The sequence below is a fragment of the Xanthomonas sp. NCPPB 3442 genome (assembly GCF_056725145.1).
In genome coordinates, this window is sequence record NZ_CM161514.1 from 281,129 (window position 1) to 301,445 (window position 20,317).

Below are 20,317 nucleotides of genomic sequence, written 5' to 3' on the forward strand. Positions count from 1 at the left end.
CCCTTGATACACCCGGTTTACCCGCCGGTATCTGGCGCCGCTTACTGACAATCCGAGCCGCGCTCCGGTGTTTCGTAGCACCTGCGAAGGCCGACGGCAGAGTGCCGTCGGCTTTCGTTTCCCGGCTAAAGCAAGTCCCGCGCAGGCTTACTTCCGAATCGCCTGCGTATGCGTCTTCAAGGCCTCGCTCAGGCCGTTGATCTTGTCGGCGCCTTCCGGGACGGTGATGCTGGAGCCTTCCAGATCTGCACCGATCGGTTGCACGCGGCCGCCCAGGCACTGGCTCAGGAAGCTTTCGGTCACGGCGTTGAAGGCCTTGCTGTTTTCCGGGCGGCGGAAGCCGTGGCCTTCGTCGGGGAACAGCACGTAGGTGACCGGAATGTTCTTGGCCTTCATTGCGTTGACGATCTGGTCGCTTTCGGCCTGCTTGACGCGCGGGTCGTTGGCGCCCTGGCCGATCAACAGCGGCTTGCTGATCTTGTCGACATGGGTCAGCGGAGAGCGGTCGGTCAGCCACTGCTTGCCGGCTTCGGTGGCGGGGTCGCCCATGCGCCGGGTCAGCTGCTTGTAGAAGCTGGCCCAATACGGCGGCACGGTGCCGAGCAAGGTGTTGAGATTGGCCGGGCCCACGATATCCACGCCGCATTTGAAGGCGTCCGGGGTAAACGTCATGCCGACCAGCGTGGCATAGCCGCCGTAGCTGCCCCCCATGATGGCGACCTCGTCCGGTTTGGTGACGCCTTGCTTGACCGCCCATTGCACCGCGTCGAGCAGGTCCTCGTGCATCTTGCCGGCCCACTCGCCATTGCCGGCGTTGGTGAATGCCTTGCCGAAGCCGGTGGAGCCACGGAAGTTCACCGACAACACCGCATAGCCGCGGTTGGCCAACCATTGCTCGTACGGCCCGTAGCCGTAGCTGTCGCGCGCCCACGGGCCGCCGTGCACGAACAGCACCAACGGCACCGGCTTGTCGGCCTTGCCGTCGTGGTTGGCATCGGCTTCGGCCGGCAGGGTGAGGTAGCTGATCAGCTTGAGGCCGTCGCGTGCGGTCAGCTCCTGTGGCCACATCGGCACCAGTGGCTTGCCCTCCAGCGCGGGTCGTGCGGAGAACAGTTTGGTCAGCTTGCCGCCATCGGCGCGATCGTAGCGGTAGTACGTGAGCGGGGTTTCTGCCGCGGAATAGCCCACGATCCAAATGCGGTCGTCGAGCGTGCGCGCGGCCACGCTGGCATCGCCGCCGCCAAGGGATTTGAGTTTCTGCAGATCCGCGGCAATGCCGTTGTCCAGCGGCTTCCATTCTTCGCGCAGGTAGTCGGTGGACACCGCCTGCACCGCCCCGGTCTTGGGGTCGTTCAAGGTGGTGCCGACGTCGGCGTGCGGGTTTTCGAACAGCAGCGTGCGTGTGTTGCTGGCCGTGTCGATGGCATACAGCGCTGCGGTGTCGCGGTTGCGCGAATCCTGCATGTACAGCGTCTTGCCATCCTCGGTCAGGCCCTCCGGCGCGGTATTGGTGACGTCCTCGAACGGAATGCGGTCCACGCTCTTCCAGCGGTTGCCATCGGGCACCAGCAACTCCCTGCCGGCATCGTCTGTCGCGCGCGTGGCGTAGCGCAGCTGGTAGTCGCCATCGAGCAGGTACGCATCCAGGCTGTCGGTGTTCTTCTGCACCAGCGTGCGCTTGCCGGAGGCAAGGTCCACGCGGTACAGGTCGTGCCACTTGGCATCGCGGTCGTTCATGCCGACCATGATCGATTCGGGATGTTGTGCGCTGACCCGATACACCTCGGCATTGGTCTTCTTGAACGGAGTGAGATCCTTGCTGCTGCCGTCAGCCAAATTGACCGAAAACAGGTGGAAATCTTCATCGCCGCCGTTGTCGCGCAGATACAGCAAGGTATTGGGTTGATAGGTCCAGAAGTAATTGCGAATGCCGCGTGCGGTGTCCTTGGTGATCGCACGCGCCTGGTCGGGCGCATCCACCGGCGCCACCCAGACATTGAGCACACCCTCCAGCGGCGCCACCCAGCTGAGGTACTTGCCGTCCGGACTGATGCTGACATTGGCCCGCTCGGGATTGCCGAACAGCGCATCGCGGGTGATTAACGCAGGCGGCGCTGCGGGCGCTGCTGCCGCCGGTGCAGGTGCTGCCGCTTTCTCGGGAGCGGGCGCAGGTTTGTCGCTGCACGCAGACAGCGCGAGCAGCATGCTGGAAACAAGAAGCAGGCGTTGCATGGGAACTCCGGTGGCAAGGCGGCCGGGCCGGCCGATTTGCCACGCTAGCGGCAGCGTGCGTGCAGGCGAACGTGCCGTTGGTCACCCTGCCATGCGCCGCTACGCAGACGCGGACACAAATTCCACCAGCGCCGCACCGTCGTTCACCAGGTCGCCTTCGGCCACCAGGTACGCCTGCACGGTGCCATCGCTGGGCGCGTGCAGGGTGTGCTCCATTTTCATCGCTTCCAGCACCACCAGTGCCTGCCCACGGGCGACCGGCTGGCCCACTGCTGCGGGCAGGGACACGATGCGGCCGGGCATCGGTGCGGTCAGTCCGCCGGTGTCCTGGGTGGGCTGGTCGGCTTCTGCCAGTGCATCGTGGTGACGGAAGGCGGCCCGCTGCGTGGCCCCGATCAGGATCAGCGTGGCGCCGTCGCGCAACACCTGTGCACGCCATTGCCGGCCGTCCATCTCCACCCGCACGCCCGTCTCGTGCGGGTGGTAGCGCACGGCATGCGTCTGGCCTGCGTCGGTGACTTGCCAGCCATCGGCATCCGGGCGCACAGCGAGTTGGCGGCGCTCGCCGTTTGCTTCCAGGACGATGCGCTGCGCTGCATGCGCACCGATGCGCCAGCCGTCCGCGTGCTGCCACGGCGAATGCGGATCGGCCGGATCAACGGCCGCTGGCGGCAATGCATCGGCAATCAACACCGCTGCCAAGCACCACCAGGCGTTGTCGGGGCTGCGCGCCTCTGGAAACAGCACGGCGTGTTCGCGCTCGATCAAGGCGGTGTCCAGATTCGCCGATGCGAACGAATCGGTCGCGATCAGGCGCGACAGAAATGCACTGTTGGTGGTGACCCCTACTGCGTGGAATTGCGCCAATGCCGCGCGCATGCGGGCCAATGCAGCCGTGCGATCGGTATCCCAGACGATCAGCTTGGCGATCATCGGGTCGTAGTACGGGCTGATGGTGTCGCCTTGCTCCACGCCTGCATCGACGCGCACATGCGCGCTGGCAGCAGGCATTTGCAACTGACGCAGCGTGCCGGTGGACGGCAGGAAACCGCGCTCGGCATCTTCGGCGTACAGGCGCGCTTCCAGTGCATGCCCGTGGATGCGCAGCTCGTGCTGCCTGCGCGGCAAGCGCGCGCCAGCGGCAACCCGCAATTGCCACTCGACCAGGTCGGTGCCGGTGATCAATTCGGTCACCGGGTGCTCCACCTGCAGACGGGTATTCATTTCCATGAAATAGAAATCGCCGTCCGGGCCGGCGATGAATTCCACCGTGCCGGCACCGACGTAGCCCACCGCCTGTGCCGCATCTACCGCCGCCTTGCCCATCGCCGCGCGCCTGGCCTCGCTCATGCCCGGTGCGGGCGCTTCTTCCAGCACCTTCTGGTGGCGGCGCTGCACCGAGCAGTCGCGTTCGAACAGGTACACCACCTCGCCACGCGTATCGCCGAACACCTGGATTTCGATATGCCGCGGCCGCTGGACATATTTCTCCACCAGCACGTGCGCATTGCCGAATGCCGACTGCGCTTCACGCTGGCAGCTCGCCAACGCGTCTTCGAACGCCGCGCTGGTATCCACCCGACGCATGCCCTTGCCGCCGCCGCCGGCACTGGCCTTGATCAACACCGGGTAGCCGATGGCGTCGGCTTGCGCACGCAGGAATGCCGGTGCCTGCTCGTCGCCGTGGTAGCCCGGTGTCAGCGGCACGCCGGCCCGTTGCATCAGTGCCTTGGCCGCACTCTTGTCGCCCATCGCGCGGATCGCCGCCGCCGGTGGGCCGATGAAGACGATGCCAGCGTGTGCGCAAGCCTCGGCAAATGCCGCGTTTTCCGACAGGAACCCATAACCGGGATGGATCGCCTGCGCACCGGTGGCGCGTGCCGCTTGCAGAATTGCTTCGCCCCGCAGATAGCTCTGCTGCGCGGGCGCGGCGCCGATGTGCACCGCCTCGTCCGCCATGCGCACATGCCGTGCATTGCGGTCTGCATCCGAATACACCGCCACCGTCGCAATGCCCAGGGTGCGGCAGGTGGCGATGACCCGGCAGGCAATCTCGCCGCGATTGGCGATCAGGATCTTGTCGAAGGGCGCTTGCGTTGCTGCGGCGATAGGGTCGCGCTGGGTCATCGGATCAGTCTCTGCACGTCGCCGTAGCGGCGGGTCGTCTTACGAAGATAAACGGCTTGCCTGTTGCACACCGGCATCGAGCGCAAGCAGGTTTGTTGTCACACGGCGCTGTGTTGCTGCAAGCCACCTGCGCAAACGCCGACGATTGCCGGCACGCATACACACAACCTCACTCCCAGCCTGCACACCAGCATCGGGTGCCGCAGCACGCAGAACCGCGGCTGCAATGCTCCCCCTCACTCACATACGAAATACGCCAAAGCGCGTGGGTTCGATCGGCGCGTTCAAGGCCGCCGACAATCCCAGGCCCAGCACGCGGCGCGTATCGGCCGGATCGATGATGCCATCGTCCCAGAGCCGAGCACTGGCGTAATACGGATGGCCTTGCTGCTCGAACTGGGCGCGGATCGGCGCCTTGAACGCATCCTCGTCTTCGCCCGACCATGCACCGCCCTTGGCCTCGATACCGTCGCGACGCACCGTGGCCAGCACGCTGGCCGCCTGCTCGCCACCCATCACGCCGATGCGCGCATTCGGCCACATCCACAGGAAGTTCGGCGAATACGCGCGCCCACACATGCCATAGTTGCCCGCACCGAACGAGCCGCCGATCACCACGGTGAACTTGGGCACCTTGGCGCAGGCCACCGCCATCACCAGCTTGGCGCCGTCCTTGGCGATGCCGCCATGTTCGTATTTGCGCCCGACCATGAAGCCGGTGATGTTCTGCAGGAAGACCAGCGGAATGCCGCGCTGCGTGCACAGCTCGATGAAGTGCGCGCCCTTGAGCGCGGACTCGGAAAACAGGATGCCGTTGTTGGCAATGATGCCGACCGGGTAGCCATGCAGATGCGCAAACCCTGTCACCAGCGTGCTGCCATAGCGCGGTTTGAATTCATCCAGGCGCGAATCGTCGACGATGCGCGCGATCACTTCGCGCACATCGAACGGCTTGCGGGTATCTGCAGGAATCACGCCATATAGTTCGTCGGCGGCATAGCGTGGCGGCAACGGTGCCTGCAGCGCCAGCGATGCGGCAGGTTTGCGCCAGTTGAGCTGCGCGATGATGGCGCGCACGCGCGCCAGCGCCTGCAGATCGTTGTCGGCAAAGTGATCGGCCACGCCGGAGATGCGCGTATGCACATCGGCGCCGCCCAGGTCTTCGGCACTGACTTCTTCGCCGGTGGCGGCCTTCACCAGCGGCGGGCCACCCAGGAAGATGGTGCCTTGCTCGCGCACGATCACCGTTTCATCGCTCATTGCCGGCACATAGGCGCCGCCAGCGGTGCACGAGCCCATTACGCAGGCAATCTGCGGGATGCCGTTGGCCGACAGGTTGGCCTGGTTGTAGAAGATGCGCCCGAAGTGGTCGCGGTCCGGAAACACTTCGTCCTGCAACGGCAGGAATGCGCCGCCGGAATCGACCAGATAGATGCACGGCAACCGGTTTTGCTGCGCGATCTCCTGCGCACGCAAGTGCTTTTTCACCGTCATCGGGTAATAGGTGCCGCCCTTGACGGTGGCGTCGTTGGCCACGATCACGCATTCCACGCCGGACACGCGGCCAATGCCGGCCACCACGCCCGCGCACGGGACCTGGTCGTCGTACATGCCATGGGCGGCCAGGGGGGCGAGTTCCAGCAATGGGCTGCCCGGATCCAGCAAGGCATCGATGCGCTCGCGCGCCAGCAGCTTGCCGCGTGCGGTGTGCTTGGCGCGTGCGGCGTCGCTGCCGCCACGCGCGGTCCGGGCGAGGGTGTGGCGCAGGTCGTCGATCACCGCGCGCATCGCGGCGGCGTTGTGTTGGAAACTCTCGCCGCTGACCTGCAGCTGGCTATCGATCACGCTCATGGTGGCTCCGTCAGGCGGTGCGTTCGAACAACTCGCGGCCGATCAGCATGCGCCGGATTTCCGAGGTGCCCGCGCCAATCTCGTACAACTTGGCATCGCGCCACAGGCGTCCGGTGGGGTACTCGTTGATATAGCCATTGCCACCCAGCACCTGGATGGCCTGGCCGGTCAGCCAGGTTGCCTTCTCGGCGGCATACAGGATGGCGCCGGCTGCGTCCTGGCGGGTGGTACGCCCGGCATCGCAGGCGCGCGCCACTGCATACACATACGCGCGGCAGGCATTGAGCCCCACGTACATGTCGGCCAGCTTGGCCTGCATCAACTGGAAGGTGCCGATCGGCTCGCCGAACTGCTTGCGCTCGTGCACGTACGGCAGCACCACGTCCATTGCTGCGGCCATCAGCCCGAGCGGCCCGCCGGCCAGCACCACGCGTTCGTAATCCAGCCCGGACATCAGCACACGCACGCCGCCGTTGAGCGTGCCCAGCACGTTTTCCGCCGGTACTTCGCAATCGGTGAACACCAGCTCGCAGGTGTTGGAGCCGCGCATGCCCAGCTTGTCGAGCTTCTGCGCCGTGGAAAAGCCCGGCATGCCCTTCTCCACGATAAAGGCGGTGATGCCGCGCGCGCCGGCGTCCGGGTCGGTCTTGGCGTACACCACCAGCACGTCGGCATCCGGGCCGTTGGTGATCCACATCTTGCTGCCGTTGAGCACAAAGCGGTCGCCGCGCGCATCGGCGCGCAGCTTCATCGACACCACGTCCGAACCGGAGCCGGCTTCGCTCATCGCCAGCGCGCCCACATGCTCGCCACTGCACAGCTTGGGCAGGTAGCGTTGCTTCTGCTCGTGGCTGGCGTTCTTGCGCAGCTGGTTCAGGCACAGATTGGAATGCGCGCCATACGACAGCCCGATCGCACCGCCAGCGCGGGAGATTTCTTCCATCGCCACCACATGCGCCAGATAGCCCATGCCGCTGCCGCCGTACGCGTCTTCTACGGTCAGACCGAGCAGCCCTTGTTCGCCGAGCAGGCGCCATAGCTGGGCGGGGAACACGTTATCGTGGTCGGCTGCCGCGGCCAGCGGAGCGATATGGTGGCTGGCGAAGGCGGCCACGCTTTCGCGCAGCAGGTCGATCTCTTCGCCAAGCTCGAAGTTCAAGGACGGCACATGCATGCAACAACTCCACAGGGATCGGGATGTGCCGGGTGGGAGCGGGCGGACCGCGCGGCGGATGCGGCCAGACTAGCGGTCCGCAACAAAAAAGTGAACTAAAATTCAACTATTGAACCAAGAATCACACCATGGCTTATCGACGCTCCGCCCTGATGGAAGAACGCCTGGCCGGCAATCGCGAACGGATCCTGCACGCCGCCCGTGTCCTGATCGCCGAAGGCGGTTACCGCAATGCACCGGTCACCGCGGTGGCCGCGGCGGCGGGCGTATCGACCGGGCAGATTTATCGACATTTCCCGTCGAAAGCTGAACTTTTCGTAGAAGTTCTAAACGAAGCGGTACAGCGCGAGATGGCCATCCTGCGTGCCATTGCGGCCACCCAGGCCAGCGCAGCCGAGCGCCTGCGTAGCGCGATCGCAACCTTCGTACGGCGGGCGCTGGCCGGCCCGGCATTGGCGTACGCCTTCATCGCCGAGCCGGTGGAGAGCGAGGTCGACGCCGAGCGCATCCGCGGCCGCCGCCTGTTCGGCGAGGTGTTTCGCCAGCTGCTTGCCGAAGGCGTGGCGGCCGGGGAGTTTCCGCAGCAGTCGCTGGATGCCGCGGCTGCCTGCATCGTTGGCGCGTTTACCGAGGCCCTGGTGGGGCCAATCGCCCCCAGCCGTGGCGACCCGCAACAGGGCGAGCAACTGGTCGAAGCGATCTGCGGCTTCTGTCTGCGCGCGGTGGGGGCAGCGCAAGCGCGCAGCTGACAGTGCACTGACCGAGCGCATGGATGTGCCTCCCAGATGCAGCTGACTGTGCATATACTGTGCACCTACCTTGCCGGAGCCGTGCGATGGTCGCCGTTCTCAATCCCCTGGCCTTGACCGAACGCCTGCGCGTGCCGGACCGAACCATTCTGTCGCCGTCGGCCATGGCCGGTCTGCTGGATCTTTCGCAACAGGAACTGGCCGACCTGGCCGGCGTGCATCGCAACAGCCTGCGCGTGCACCCGGAAAGCCCGCGCGTGCAGGACTTGCTGCGCAATCTGTCGCGGCTGCTGGTGGCGATGGCGCAGGTGCAACCGGACGAGCGCCAGGTGGTGTTCCACCTCAAGAACACGCCGATCCCCGCGTTCGAGTTCGCCACCTTGCTGGAAGTGGTCAAGCAGGGACGCACCGACGATGCGCTGACCTATCTGCGCACGGTCGCCGTAGGGGCCGCCGGTTGAAGCTGAGCGCCCCGGCGCACTGCACGCTCTATCGCGCCTTTACCCCGCGCTGGGCCGCCGAACCGCTGAGCGGTGCCGGTGCGGCGCGCTCGGGTGGGCGTTTCAATCGCTTCGGCCAGCCGGCGCTCTATCTGTCGCTGCAACTGGAAACCGCCGCGGCCGAATATGCCCAGGCCGCCCCGTTCCTGCCACCGTTGACGCTGGTCAGCTACGCCGCCGATCTTCCGGCGCTGGCCGATCTGCGTCTGCTCGATGCCAGCTGGGATGCGGTGTGGGCCGACTGGGCCGACGACTGGCGCAAGGCGCTGGTCAACAAGATCGAACCGGTGAGCTGGGTGCTCGGCGACCTGTTGCGCGAAGCAGAGATTCCCGGCGCGATCTTCCCCAGCATGGCGCGGCCGGAAGGCGTCAACGTGGTGCTGTTTCTGGACATGCTGCAGCCCGAGCGCGTGCTGCAGGTGCTTGACGATGGCCGCCTGCCGCGCGATGGCCGCAGTTGGGGCGACCCGCCGACAGTTTAGCTCGGCGATTCCGTCGGCCGGTCACGCGTGTGCTTCATGCTGCTCGTTGCCGCCGCGTCGGCATGCAAACGCACGCAGTAGACCTCTGATCAGCCGCGAACCACCTTCAACCACTCAGCACCTGCACCACACCCGCCAGCACCGGTGCAGCCACTGCGGCCGGCACGATCGCGCCGCGCCGGTACGGCAGCAGCCACAGCGACAACACCGCCGCACTGGCGGTCAACGTGCCCAGCCACAGCACTGCGCCGATGCCCCAGCCCTGCGCATGCACCGCCAACGCGAAGGTGACACACAGCAGCAACCAACCCAGCACACGCAGTTGGCGCGACCGTGCAGTGCCCAGCAGGCGGCCGCGAAGTTCCAGTTGATGCTTGTCCATCGCCAGGCATAGCGCAGCAAAGCCGGAAAAATTCAGCGCCAGCAACAGCAACACGCTCATGCGCTTTCCTGGATCGGCGCGGTGTGCGGCACGGGCGTTGCGGCAGCCGCAGCGCGCGCGCGTCGTGCCGAAGCCGGCTGCGGCGCTTTCCAACGCTGCAGGCGAAAGGCGGCAATGCCTAGGCTAAGGCCCAGGAACAGGCACACCAGATCCACACCGGCCAGTGCCCATTGCCCGGCCGGCAGCGTCACGCCCAGATGCGCATCGGTGGTGATCGCGTTGAGCACCGGCACCAGCGCGAACAACGCCGCGCCCAGATAGAGCTGCCAGCTCCACATCGCACGCCGCGGCCACACGAATGCGGCCAGCAATGCCGTGGCCCACGCAGCAAAAAACACATTGGCCTCCATCGCTGCACGCGCATCCAGGCCGACCGGCAACACGCGGTTGGCCCAGAAGAAGCTGGCAAAGGCGATCGGCAAACCGGCCACGGTGCCGATATTGAGTGCATCCACCAGGCGCAGTCCGAAACCGATTCGCCCGGCTTTCAGATGCTTGGGGCGTTCTTTCACTGCCCACATCACCACGCCGCTGGCCACCATCAGGCAGCCCAGCAGGCCGGAGCCGAAAAACAGCGCGCGCAGCCATGGCCCGGCGAAATGGGCCAGATGCAGGCCCACCATCACCCCGCGCGTCTGGCTGGCACCGCCCGGCGGCCCGCTGCGTTGCAGGCGCTCGCCGCTCACTGCATCGAACAGGATGGAGGGCACGTCGGTGGAAAGGTTGTCGGCCAACTGGCTCACCCCGACGGCAGCGTGCGCATCGTTGGGCAGTGACACCGCCACATTGCTCACCTGGCCACCACGCCAGTCGCTGCGCGCACGTGCCACGAACTGCTCCAGCGGCAGCATGTGCGCCGGTACACCGGCGGCCTTGCGCGTATCGGCCACCCGGTTGGCCGCCTCGTCGTAGAAGCGCATCTCATCGCCGGCATAGCGCGCCTTGATGCCCCACGGCAGGTACATGAACATCAAGGTCACGATGCCGGTGTAGGTAATCATCGCGTGGTACGGCAGCGCGGTCACCGCGCTGACGTTGTGGAAATCCAGCCACGACCGTAGCCCCTTGCCGGGGCGGAAGGTGAAGAAATCCTTGAAGATTTTCTTATGCGTGATCACCCCGCTGATGATCGCCACCAGCATGAACATCGCGCAGAATCCCACGATGTAGCGCGCCCACATCACCGGTACGTAATGCAGGTCGAAATGCAGCCGGTAGAAGAACTCGCCGCCCAGCGTGTCGCGTGCGGCGATGTCCTTGCCGGTGGCCGGGTCGATGATGGCGGTGCCGTACATCTGCCGGCGCTCTGCCGGTTTGCCGTCGGCGGGCGCGGGATTCTGCCAGTACATGCTCACCACCGGAGTGCGCGGATCCGGCAAGGTGATGTTCCAGCTCACTGCATCGGCTGCGTGTGTCTGCAGATACTGCTCGGCACTGCGCAGCGCGGTGGCGGTGCTCACGGTGGTGGTGGGCAGTTCCGGGCGCATCCAGCGGCTGATTTCGTCGCGGTAATAACTGGCCGTGCCGCCCATGAAGATCAGCAGCAAGACCCAGCCGACCAGCAGCCCGGTCCAGGTGTGCAGCCACGCCATCGATTGGCGAAAGCCCTGCTTCATGCCGCGCTCCGTTGCAGCCACGTGGCCAACGCAAACATCAACGCCGCCGGCACCGCGATGCCGGCCCAGGCACGCCACACGCTGGCGGTGGCGAAGGCCCACAACGGCGCACACGCGCACACCACGATTCCGATCAGCATGCTGGTCAATACCGCTTCACTGCGCGGCATCGGCAGCACCAGCGCCAGCAACAGATTGGTGGCGCTGGCCAGCGCGTAGCCACCGAAGATGGCTGCCAGCGTGCGCGCAAGCACGCCCAGCCAGGGGCGCCTGAACCAGGCAAGCGGCAGGGGCGAGGCGCTGGACATCACGCCACCGCGCGCGATGGACGTGGGGCAACCGCCATACCGCAACGCAACGTTGCCCAGCCGGGTGGGCCGGCAACCGCAAGTGGTTCCCGCGTGTGGCATCGGACGCGCAAGCCCGGCGTCGCCACCGCGCAGCGGCAGCGCCCGTTCCATGAGTGCGCGGGAGATGTGCCGACCACGCTTACTCGGCCAGGAACGTCAGCGTGCTGATGTGATGCACCATCGACACCTGCTTGCCGGCGATCTCGCGCTTCACCGGTTCCTTGTGGGTGGCCACCAGGATGTGACGGCCGGCGCGCAGCGTGGGCAGCGTCACCTGGCCCTTGGCATCGGAGGTCAGCGTCTTCTGCCACTTTTGCGGGTCGATCACCGTCACTTCCACCTTGGGCAGCGGCTTGTTGCGATAAAGCACGGTCAGCGTATTGCGATTGGCAGCGGTGGGAACCAGCTCGAAATCGAGCTTTGCAGCCGGTGTGGCACGGCCGGCGCGTGCGTAATAGCTCACCGTCTCGAAGCCGCCGGCTTCCCCCTTCCACGGCTCGAACACGCTGTCGTCGCTCAACCACGCATCGCCGCTGCCGGCCAGCGGCGCGGTCAGGAACTCGGTCCCGCGCTGCAGCGGGCCGGCCTTGCCGGCAGTGCCGAACACGTTCGGCTTGACCACGCGCTTGATCTCGTCTTCGCCGTGGTCCAGCGCGTCCTGCGCCGGTTCGCCGAAGAAGATGCGCACCGGGCCGCTGCCGTCGCGCTCGATCCAGATTTCGTGGGCCTGGGCAGACAGGCTGATGCTGGCCAAGGCCAGGCAGGACAGCAGGAAGGATTTCATCGCGGCGACTCCTCAAGGACGGGACCGGCGAGGCGAGAACCGCGCCACCGTGGTTGTTGGGAATGATACGCAATTCCCACAACGGAGACCAATGCGCGGCATGCGGCGCTGCGGCAATTGGCCAGCCGGGGCGAGCGTGCCCGTGGACAGAAGCATCCGCCCACCGGGCGCGCAGCGCCCATCGCTGCGAAAACTGTCATACAGGCTGGTCAGACTGGCGCAAAGTGTGCTCTATACTCCGGCGCTAGCAGAGGTCTTCGACCAACAGCCAGGGGTGAGCGCGTGCGGAATTACGACCTCGAGTTCCTGAAAAAATTCTCGATGGTGATCGGTTTACTCGTGGTGATCACCCTGGGCCTGATCGCCCTGGCAGCGTATTTGCAACGCGCTATCCCCGACGAAGTCTCGCCCACCGCCGCAAAACGTGTGCAGCAACGCATTGCGCCTGCCGGTGCGGTGTATGCCGGCGCCACGGGCGCGTCCGCGCAGGCCGCAGCCCAGGCCGCGGCGCTGGCCAAGGCCGCCTCGCAGTCTGCTTACGGCGGTACGACCGACGGCAAGACCATCTTCAACAACCTGTGCACCGCCTGCCACACCACCGGTGTCGGCAAGGCGCCCACGCTGGACCATTCGCATTGGGATGCACGCATCGCACAGGGCAAGGACACCTTGTACAAGCACGCGATCGAGGGCTACACCGGTCCGGATGGCGGCATCATGCCTCCCAAGGGCGGCAACCCGGCGCTGACCGAAGAGCAGGTGCGCGCCACTGTCGATTGGATGCTGGGCAACCTCAAGTAAGGGCTCGGCAAGTCGGCGGAGGAGGATGGGTCTGCGATTCCCTCCTGGTACCGCGCATTGGCTGTGTTGCGCGCCCGATCGAACGCCTCGCGTGCAGAGGTGACCTAGGCGCTGCAGCACTGCATCAGTGCACGCGTTAGCCGCATCACGGTTGCGCAGCGTCCGTGCCTGGCGGTCATTGACCATCGTTTGCTAGCCTGTTTCCGCGCTTTTTCGTTATCACGCGCCGCCTTTCCGGGCGGCGTTTGCGTTTGATCCACTCACTGGAGTCGTTCGATGTCGCCTCGCCCGCTGGTTGTGCTCGGTTTGGTTGGTCTGTTGGCCCCGTTGCTGTGCAGCGCCGCCGATGGTGCCGCGCAGCGGCTCTCGATTGCCGACGTGCAGGGCGAAGACAGCCGCAGCCCGTACGACGGTCGCGTGGTGGAGGTGGAAGCAATCGTCACCGCCGATACGCGCGCGGGGCTGGCCGGCCTGTTCGTGCAGCAGCCCGGGTTCGAACCGCGGCGCTCGCATGGCCTGTTCGTCACCGGGGCCGGCAATGCCGAGCTGGCGGTGGGCGACCGCGTGCGCATCGTCGGCACCGTGCGCGAGGTTTCGGCAGGTGGCGAGGCGAGCCTGACCACCGTGGACGCCAGCAGCATCGAGCGGCTTGCCAGTGGCCAGCCGGTGCCGGTGCGCATGCTCAGCGGCCCGCCGGCCAACTGGGAAGCGCTTGAAGGCGAGCACGTGCGCATCGCCTCGCTCACGCTCAATGGCAGCGACCGCCTGGATACGTACGGCGAGCTGGTCGCCGCGTTCGGCGGACGCCTGTGGCAGCCGAGCGAGGTCGCCGCTGCCGGCACGCCGGCGTTCGCGCAGGTGCAGGCCGATAACGCACGTCGTCGCGTGTTGCTGGACGATGCGCGCAACGGCCGCAGCCCCAAGACGGTGTCGTATCTGCCGGCCGATCCGGTGTTGCGCAGCGGCAGCCTGCTCAAATCGGTCGATGGCATCGTCGATCAACGCTACGACGGCAACTATCGCATCCAGGTGCTGAGCCCACTGACCTTGCCGGCGATGCCCACAGCCGTTGCGCCGCAGGTGGGCGGCGATCTGCGTATTGCCTCGTTCAACCTGGAGAATTTCTTCAACGGCAATGGCCGTGGCGGTGGCTTCCCGACCAAGCGTGGCGCACGCACGCACGAACAGTTCCAGGCGCAGCTGGCCAAGCTGGTCGCCACCATCGTGCCATTGGACGCCGACGTGGCTGCGTTGATGGAAGTGGAAAACGACGGCAACGGCGCCGATGCGGCGGTATCGCAATTGGTGGCCGCGCTCAACGCTGCCGGCAAGGACAAGGATTGGCAGTTCGTCGATACCGGCAGCGGCCCGGGCGACGATGCGATCCGGGTCGGCATCCTCTATCGCAGCTCGCAGGTCACCCCGGTCGGCGAGCCGGCCACGCTGACCGGCGGGCCGTTCGAGAACCACAGTCGCGTGCCGCTGGCGCAGGCGTTTCGCAGTGCGCGCGGAGCCACCTTCGTGGTGGTCGCCAATCACTTCAAGTCCAAAGGCTGCGGCAACGCCAGCGGTGCCGACGCCGATCAGCAGGACGGCCAGGCCTGCTGGAATGCCACCCGGACCGAATCGGCCAAGCGGTTGCACCAGTGGTTGCAGACCGACCCCACTGGCGCGCAGACCAAGCTCGCCGTGCTGCTGGGCGACTTCAATGCCTATGCGATGGAAATGCCGATGCGCAGCCTGCGCGCCAGCGGCTGGCAGGACGCGTTTGCAGTGGCCGGTGTGAAGCAGCCCTACAGCTACGTTTACGACGGCCTGAGCGGGCGCCTGGACCATGCGTTGCTCAGCCCGGCGATGGCCAAGCAGCTGCGTGGCGCGGCCGAATGGCATATCAATGCCGATGTCATGGACGACGCCGGCTACGCCAAGCGCAACCTGCCCGGGCCGTGGCGCAGCTCCGATCACGACCCGGTGTTGCTGGGTTTTTCGTTGTAGCGCTGCCGATCGTGGCTGTGCACGCTGCACGCGTGCCAAGGCGAATTGGGTACGCGCGTGCTGCTGCAAACCGGGCGGTCATCGAGGATTGCGTAGGCCGTCGTCAAGCCAAGCGGACGCGGCGGACGATGACGCGAAGGTGATCACGGCGGCAGCACTGACGCCGACGCCGACGCGCGGCATGCGTTGAGGTGGTCGAGCCCAGCAGGGCGCGCATCGACCACCGATGCGTGCCCCACCTCCCTTCCCGCCTGGCGACCGCTCTGGCGATGGTGCCGTACGCCGATCGGTCGCTAGTTCGCGCATGTCCCATGTCGGCGACGCAGCCGCAGATTGAGCAGATGCGTGCTGGCCAGCAGCAGGCTGCCGGCGACCGTGACCGGTGTTTCCAGCGCATCGCCGACCAGACCGCTCGCTCCAATCACCAGCCCGGCCAGTCCGCACAGCGCCAGCACCCAGACCGGCGCCGGCAGGGCGTGCCGGCGATGCGTGCTCCACAGCGCGTAGCCGCTCAGCGGCACCGCCGCCGTGGCGAACATCACATGTATCCACTCGGCCCGGCTCCAGGCGCCCAGTAGCGGGAGCGTGGCGGCCAGCAGCGGCAGGGCGAGGCAATGCAACAGGCATAACCCGGACAAGGCGATGGCCGAGCTGTCCAGCAGGGAGGCGGTGGCGCGCATCAGAAGCATCCGGTCCAGTAAGTGTTATATAGTAACACTTCTTTCCCGCCAGGTTCTCAGGATGTCTCTGTCCCCCCAGCGCGATGCGCGCCTTCCCGTCACCGTGTTGTCCGGCTTTCTGGGTGCGGGCAAGACCACCTTGCTCAACCGCATCCTGCACAACCGCGACGGCTTGCGGGTGGCGGTCATCGTCAACGACATGAGCGAGGTCAACATCGACGCGCAGCTGGTTCGCGAGGGCGGCGCGGCGTTGCGGCGCACCGAAGAGACGCTGGTGGAATTCAGTAACGGCTGCATCTGCTGCACGCTGCGCGACGATCTGCTGCAGGAAGTGCGGCGGCTGGCCGAGCAGGGTCGCTACGACTATCTGCTGATCGAATCGACCGGTATTGCTGAGCCGATGCCGGTGGCAGCCACCTTCGCGGTGCGCGATGCCGATGGTTTCAGCCTCTCGGACATCGCCCGGCTGGACACCATGGTGACGGTGGTGGACGGCAGCCATTTCCTGGAAGACTTCGGCTCGGCTGCCACGCTGGCCGACCTGGGCCAGCAAGCCGGCCCGGACGACACGCGCGGGCTGGTGCAGTTGCTGGGCGAACAGGTGGAGTTCGCCGATGTGCTGGTGATCAGCAAGTGCGACCGCATCGACGCGCAGCAGCTGCAACGCCTTCGCGCCGTGTTGCGCGCGCTCAACCGCGACGCGGCAATTGTGGATGCCGCGCACGGCGAAGTGCCGCTGCAGCAGCTGCTGGACACCGGGCGTTTCGATTTCACCCGTGCGCAGCTGGCGCCGGGCTGGATGCAGGAGCTGCGCGGCCAGCACACGCCCGAGACCGAGGAATACGGCATCAGCAGCTTCGTGTACCGCGCACGCCGGCCATTCCATCCGCAGCGCTTCGCGCGCATGGTGCACAGCGGCTTGCCGCAGGTGATCCGCAGCAAGGGCTTCTTCTGGCTGGCCAGTCGCATGGATTGGGTGGGCGAACTGTCCAGCGTGGGCGGTGCCACCCAGACCAGCGCGGCCGGGTTCTGGTTCGCTGCGCGCCACCGTGTGGATGCGCAGTCGGTCGGCCAGCCGCTGCAGACCAGCGTCACGCCACTGCCATACACCGATATCGGCTGGCAGCGGCAACAGACGCAGTGCTGGACCGCGCCACTGCCGCAACCGCACGAGGTGGGCGATGCCAACGAATACGCCGCGATGCAGCGGTTGTGGCATCCGCTCTGGGGCGACCGCCGCCAGGAGCTGGCGGTGATCGGCGTGGACATGGATGCACCGCGCACACGCGCCGCGCTGGACGCGTGCCTGCTCAGCGACCAGGAACTACGGCAGGGGCCGGCGCAATGGCAACTGCTGGACGACCCATTTCCGCACTGGGCGCGTTGAAGGCAGCACTGCTGCCGCCCGACAGGCGAGCCGCGGACATCGCCAGTCCCATTGCACTGGCGAGATCGCAGTTTTGGTCAACGGCACGCTGTGTCGTGGCTGACGCCAGGGCGTGCGTGGGCGCTGGCGGTCCGCGGACGCTTTGCGCGCAACGACGACGCGCTCAATAGCCGTTGTTGATCGCCTCCTGATGGTCGTCGCGTTCGTTCTGCTCGGACAGCGCACGCTCCTGCGGCGTGGTGGGGATGCTGTCCATCAAGCGTGGCGCACCCATCCGATGCAACTGGTCGTCGGTGCGCTTGACCATGTCTTCCAGCGCCAGCACGTTGGTATAGCCCTGCATCATGCGTTCCAGGCGTCGGATCTTGTCGGGCGGAGCATCGCTCTCCTTCAAGGATTGCAGGCGCCGCTGCGCGCGCGTGTAATACCGTGCCATCTTGGTCATGTCGATATTTTCGCGGACCGCAAGCAACGCACGGCGATTGGACTGCATCACGTCATATTGGACCATGGCCAGCCGACTGCTGGTGGTCCTCGGCGCAGCGATCTTCTCCAATGGCGCCAGCGCCGCCAACATCCCATCGAGCTGCCGATCGCGCACGGCGTCGCGCTCGGCGATCAGGGCCGCGCGCATCTCGAACACCGACCTTTCCTGCGGGCTAGGCGCCCGGCGCTCCTTGTAGAGGCGCCGGCCGATGTGATGGCACTGCTCGTTGAGCGCGGCCAATTCCAGATTCATGTTGCGCACCGGGCGTAGCCGCCTGGACGGCGAGGGCGGAGCCGGTGTCGCCGCTTTCGGGGAAGCAGCCGGTGCTGGCCGCACGGGGAACGTCGGCTGCTGCGGCGGCCGTAGCGGTTCGCGCCTGGCCACGTTTGGAACCTGCTGCTGCCGCTGTTGCTCGGGAGCGCGTTGACGTTGCTGAAAGCGTTCTGACGCGCGTGGCGGCGACGGCGGTTGCTGCGGTGGCGCTGCTGTGTATATCGGCGCACGATTGCGCGGCTGAGGCATCGCCTCGGGCGCCTTCCATCGCGCATCGACGCCAGCCTGCAGTGCCGGTGGACGCGGGTGCGTGCCTTGCCTGGCAGCGTTCGGTGCCGATGTGGCCAGCGTAGGCTGGCTCTGCGCCGTTTTCGTGGCTGGCGCTCCCATGCACATCGACGGCAGCTGTTTGCGTAGCATGGCCAGCGACTTGCGTGCCGAAGCCAGCATGCCTTGCCGCGATTTGGCCGCGCCCTGCGCGGTGCCGGCCTTGGGCGCGTGAGACAGCAGGTGCGGCGACGGCGTCGCACCTGCTGTCGCTGCCGTATCGGTGGCTGCCGGATTGAACGGCTCCGGGGCAACCGGATGAGTGCTGCGAAAGAACGAAGTCAGGCGCATCACAAACTCCCGCGGGAATGCACGCTCATGCTAGCGACCGCCAACCGGCGCGGAAGGCGGATGGCGAACCGACGTCGCGCAGGCCGAAAGCGGGCGTCAACCCAGACGTATTCCCCAGGCGATCGCCGCGATGGCCGGTGCGGCCAGTGCCAGCCCCAACCAGCCGCGCAGGCCCAGGCGTTCGGCAAATCCCAATGTGCCCACCAGTGCCCCCAGCACGACCACACCCAGATTCATGCTGGCAAACACGGTCGCCGGGCTGTGCGGCAGCAGCTGGTGGGCACGTACGTAACACAGGATGTTGCCGAAATTGAGCGCACCCAACAGCACGCCGGCAAGCATGCTGCGGGTGCTCAGGCGTGCGCCACGTGCCCAACGCACGCTCTGCACGCCAAGCATCAGCAAGAAGGCCAGCGCAAAGCACAAGGTCAACGAGGTCAGCGATGGTGTCCCGGCCTGCGCGATGTGCTTGAGCAGCAGGTCGATGAGCGCAAAGCCCATCCAGACGCCAATCAGCCAGGGCAGGCCGGTTGTGCTCGGCAGCGGATCGGTCGCTAGGTGCTGACGGGGGCGTCGCACGATGCACACGATGGCCGCCATGCCCAGCGCAAGCCCTGCCAGTTTCCAGCCATTGACCGGTTCGCCGAAAACGGTGAAGGCGGCGGCCAACGAGAGCACCAGCGACAAGCGTTGCGCGACATCGGTGCGCACGACGCCGGCCACCGCGACCGACCGCGCCAGCACCAGGAAGATGGAGGGCAGCGCCACGGCCAACAGCAGCAACGCCAACCAGGGAGTGGTCGTGGCGCTTAGCGTGTCCAGCGCCGGATGCAGGATCAGCCAGGCCAGGAGTGCAGCGGTGGCGTAGTTCCAGGTAATGGCCTGAAACACGTCGATCCGGTGGCGTGGCGCAAGCTTCAACAGCACCGACACCAGGACACTGCAGACAACGGCAAACAGCAGAAAATGCATGGGCAACGCAACGAAGTGTGCAGGCAGGGCGATGAACGCGGCCGGCGGGGCGGCTATTATGCAGGCATGTCCAATCCCTCATTCCCCACCGAATCGGCTGCGTTGACCTTGGACGGGCCGGTCGGCCCGCTGGATGTCGCAGTCGATCTGCCCGAGCCGGATGTTGCCGCACACGCGGTCACCGCCATCTTCTGTCATCCGCTCTCCACCGAGGGCGGCAGCATGCACAACAAGGTCGTCACCATGGCCGCGCGCGCGCTGCGCGAGCTGGGCATCACCGTGGTGCGCTTCAATTTCCGCAGCGTCGGCAATTCGGCCGGCGCGTTCGACCATGGCGATGGCGAGCAGGACGACCTGCGTGCGGTTGCCGAGTGGGTGCGTGCGCAGCGGCCAGGCCACACGTTGTGGTTGGGCGGTTTCAGCTTCGGCGCGTATGTCTCGTTGCGCGCCGCCGGCTCGCTCGAACCGCAGGTGCTGATCTCGATCGCGCCGCCGGCCGGGCGCTGGGATTTCAGCGACATCCAGCCGCCGGCGCAATGGTTGGTGATCCAGGGCGATGCCGACGAGATCGTCGACCCGCAGGCGGTCTACGACTGGTTGGAAACGCTGGAGCAGCAACCCGAGCTGGTGCGCATGCCCGACACCAGCCATTTCTTCCACCGCAAATTGATCGACCTGCGCGGTGCGATCCAGCATGGTGTCCGGCGCTGGTTGCCGGCCGCAGCCTGACCGCGGCACGGCCCACGCGTATCGCCAGGCGATGCGCTGTTGAGCGGTCCGCGCAACAGCCGGCGGCC

At 66.3% G+C, this 20,317-nt stretch carries 18 protein-coding genes; 7 read left to right on the forward strand and 11 right to left on the reverse strand.

Annotated features, from left to right (window positions below; genetic code table 11):
• Positions 1–147: 147 nt before the first annotated feature.
• From AC1POX_RS01215 to AC1POX_RS01230, 4 genes are all read right to left on the reverse strand, one after another.
• On the reverse strand, positions 148–2,232 hold the full coding sequence (locus AC1POX_RS01215; RefSeq protein ID WP_277574411.1) for a S9 family peptidase: 2,085 nt from the start codon (positions 2,230–2,232) through the stop codon (positions 148–150).
• A 99-nt stretch (positions 2,233–2,331) separates the two neighbouring features.
• A complete protein-coding gene (locus AC1POX_RS01220; RefSeq protein ID WP_372356653.1) occupies positions 2,332–4,359 on the reverse strand; it encodes an acetyl/propionyl/methylcrotonyl-CoA carboxylase subunit alpha in 2,028 nt (675 codons plus the stop codon).
• 240 nt (positions 4,360–4,599) lie between these two features.
• Entirely contained in the window at positions 4,600–6,210 is a 1,611-nt protein-coding gene (locus AC1POX_RS01225; RefSeq protein WP_029818300.1) for a carboxyl transferase domain-containing protein, read from the reverse strand.
• A 10-nt stretch (positions 6,211–6,220) separates the two neighbouring features.
• Positions 6,221–7,384 (reverse strand): isovaleryl-CoA dehydrogenase, encoded by a 1,164-nt coding sequence (locus AC1POX_RS01230; protein WP_033837229.1) that lies wholly within the window; start codon positions 7,382–7,384, stop codon positions 6,221–6,223.
• A gap of 128 nt (positions 7,385–7,512) precedes the next feature.
• Between AC1POX_RS01230 and AC1POX_RS01235 the strand changes: the two genes are divergently transcribed.
• The 3 genes from AC1POX_RS01235 to AC1POX_RS01245 all read left to right on the forward strand — a co-directional run bounded on the left by AC1POX_RS01235 (position 7,513) and on the right by AC1POX_RS01245 (position 9,115).
• Positions 7,513–8,133, forward strand: coding sequence for a TetR/AcrR family transcriptional regulator (locus AC1POX_RS01235; protein WP_014089035.1), 621 nt, complete (start codon positions 7,513–7,515; stop codon positions 8,131–8,133).
• 86 nt (positions 8,134–8,219) lie between these two features.
• Positions 8,220–8,594, forward strand: coding sequence for a DNA-binding protein (locus AC1POX_RS01240; protein WP_372356654.1), 375 nt, complete (start codon positions 8,220–8,222; stop codon positions 8,592–8,594).
• Positions 8,591–9,115: an RES family NAD+ phosphorylase gene (locus AC1POX_RS01245; RefSeq protein ID WP_008572268.1), complete on the forward strand. Its 525-nt coding sequence runs from the start codon at positions 8,591–8,593 to the stop codon at positions 9,113–9,115. The genes AC1POX_RS01240 and AC1POX_RS01245 overlap by 4 nt, the downstream gene beginning before the upstream one ends.
• Positions 9,116–9,221: 106 nt before the next feature.
• Here AC1POX_RS01245 and AC1POX_RS01250 read toward each other — a convergent pair whose 3' ends face one another.
• From AC1POX_RS01250 to AC1POX_RS01265, 4 genes are all read right to left on the reverse strand, one after another.
• Positions 9,222–9,557: a DUF3325 domain-containing protein gene (locus tag AC1POX_RS01250; protein ID WP_014089036.1), complete on the reverse strand. Its 336-nt coding sequence runs from the start codon at positions 9,555–9,557 to the stop codon at positions 9,222–9,224.
• Entirely contained in the window at positions 9,554–11,173 is a 1,620-nt protein-coding gene (locus AC1POX_RS01255; protein WP_008572272.1) for a PepSY-associated TM helix domain-containing protein, read from the reverse strand. The genes AC1POX_RS01250 and AC1POX_RS01255 overlap by 4 nt, the downstream gene beginning before the upstream one ends.
• Entirely contained in the window at positions 11,170–11,481 is a 312-nt protein-coding gene (locus tag AC1POX_RS01260) for a DUF3649 domain-containing protein (RefSeq protein ID WP_008572273.1), read from the reverse strand. Before AC1POX_RS01260 ends, AC1POX_RS01255 begins: the two co-directional genes overlap by 4 nt.
• A gap of 181 nt (positions 11,482–11,662) precedes the next feature.
• Positions 11,663–12,307, reverse strand: a complete 645-nt coding sequence (locus AC1POX_RS01265; RefSeq protein WP_008572279.1) for a DUF4198 domain-containing protein — start codon at positions 12,305–12,307, stop codon at positions 11,663–11,665.
• A gap of 282 nt (positions 12,308–12,589) precedes the next feature.
• Between AC1POX_RS01265 and AC1POX_RS01270 the strand changes: the two genes are divergently transcribed.
• Together AC1POX_RS01270 and AC1POX_RS01275 are read left to right on the forward strand one after the other, a co-directional pair.
• Positions 12,590–13,108, forward strand: coding sequence for a c-type cytochrome (locus AC1POX_RS01270; RefSeq protein ID WP_008572280.1), 519 nt, complete (start codon positions 12,590–12,592; stop codon positions 13,106–13,108).
• Positions 13,109–13,384: 276 nt separating this feature from the next.
• A complete protein-coding gene (locus AC1POX_RS01275; RefSeq protein ID WP_071117906.1) occupies positions 13,385–15,103 on the forward strand; it encodes an ExeM/NucH family extracellular endonuclease in 1,719 nt (572 codons plus the stop codon).
• Positions 15,104–15,396: 293 nt separating this feature from the next.
• Here AC1POX_RS01275 and AC1POX_RS01280 read toward each other — a convergent pair whose 3' ends face one another.
• Positions 15,397–15,792, reverse strand: coding sequence for a MerC family mercury resistance protein (locus AC1POX_RS01280; RefSeq protein WP_014089041.1), 396 nt, complete (start codon positions 15,790–15,792; stop codon positions 15,397–15,399).
• Positions 15,793–15,844: 52 nt separating this feature from the next.
• On the opposite strand from AC1POX_RS01280, the gene AC1POX_RS01285 reads away from it, so the two are divergent.
• Positions 15,845–17,170, forward strand: a complete 1,326-nt coding sequence (locus AC1POX_RS01285; protein ID WP_008572284.1) for a GTP-binding protein — start codon at positions 15,845–15,847, stop codon at positions 17,168–17,170.
• Positions 17,171–17,333: 163 nt separating this feature from the next.
• On the opposite strand, the gene xopR is transcribed toward AC1POX_RS01285, so the two are convergent.
• Positions 17,334–18,548, reverse strand: coding sequence for a type III secretion system effector protein XopR (gene xopR, locus AC1POX_RS01290; RefSeq protein WP_074053275.1), 1,215 nt, complete (start codon positions 18,546–18,548; stop codon positions 17,334–17,336).
• Between the two features lie 96 nt (positions 18,549–18,644).
• Complete coding sequence (locus tag AC1POX_RS01295; RefSeq protein WP_008572304.1) at positions 18,645–19,520, reverse strand: EamA family transporter; 876 nt, start codon at positions 19,518–19,520, stop codon at positions 18,645–18,647.
• A gap of 66 nt (positions 19,521–19,586) precedes the next feature.
• On the opposite strand from AC1POX_RS01295, the gene AC1POX_RS01300 reads away from it, so the two are divergent.
• Positions 19,587–20,249 carry an alpha/beta hydrolase gene (locus AC1POX_RS01300; RefSeq protein ID WP_014089045.1) on the forward strand — a complete coding sequence of 221 codons (663 nt, stop codon included), beginning with the start codon at positions 19,587–19,589 and terminating at the stop codon, positions 20,247–20,249.
• Positions 20,250–20,317: the final 68 nt, after the last annotated feature.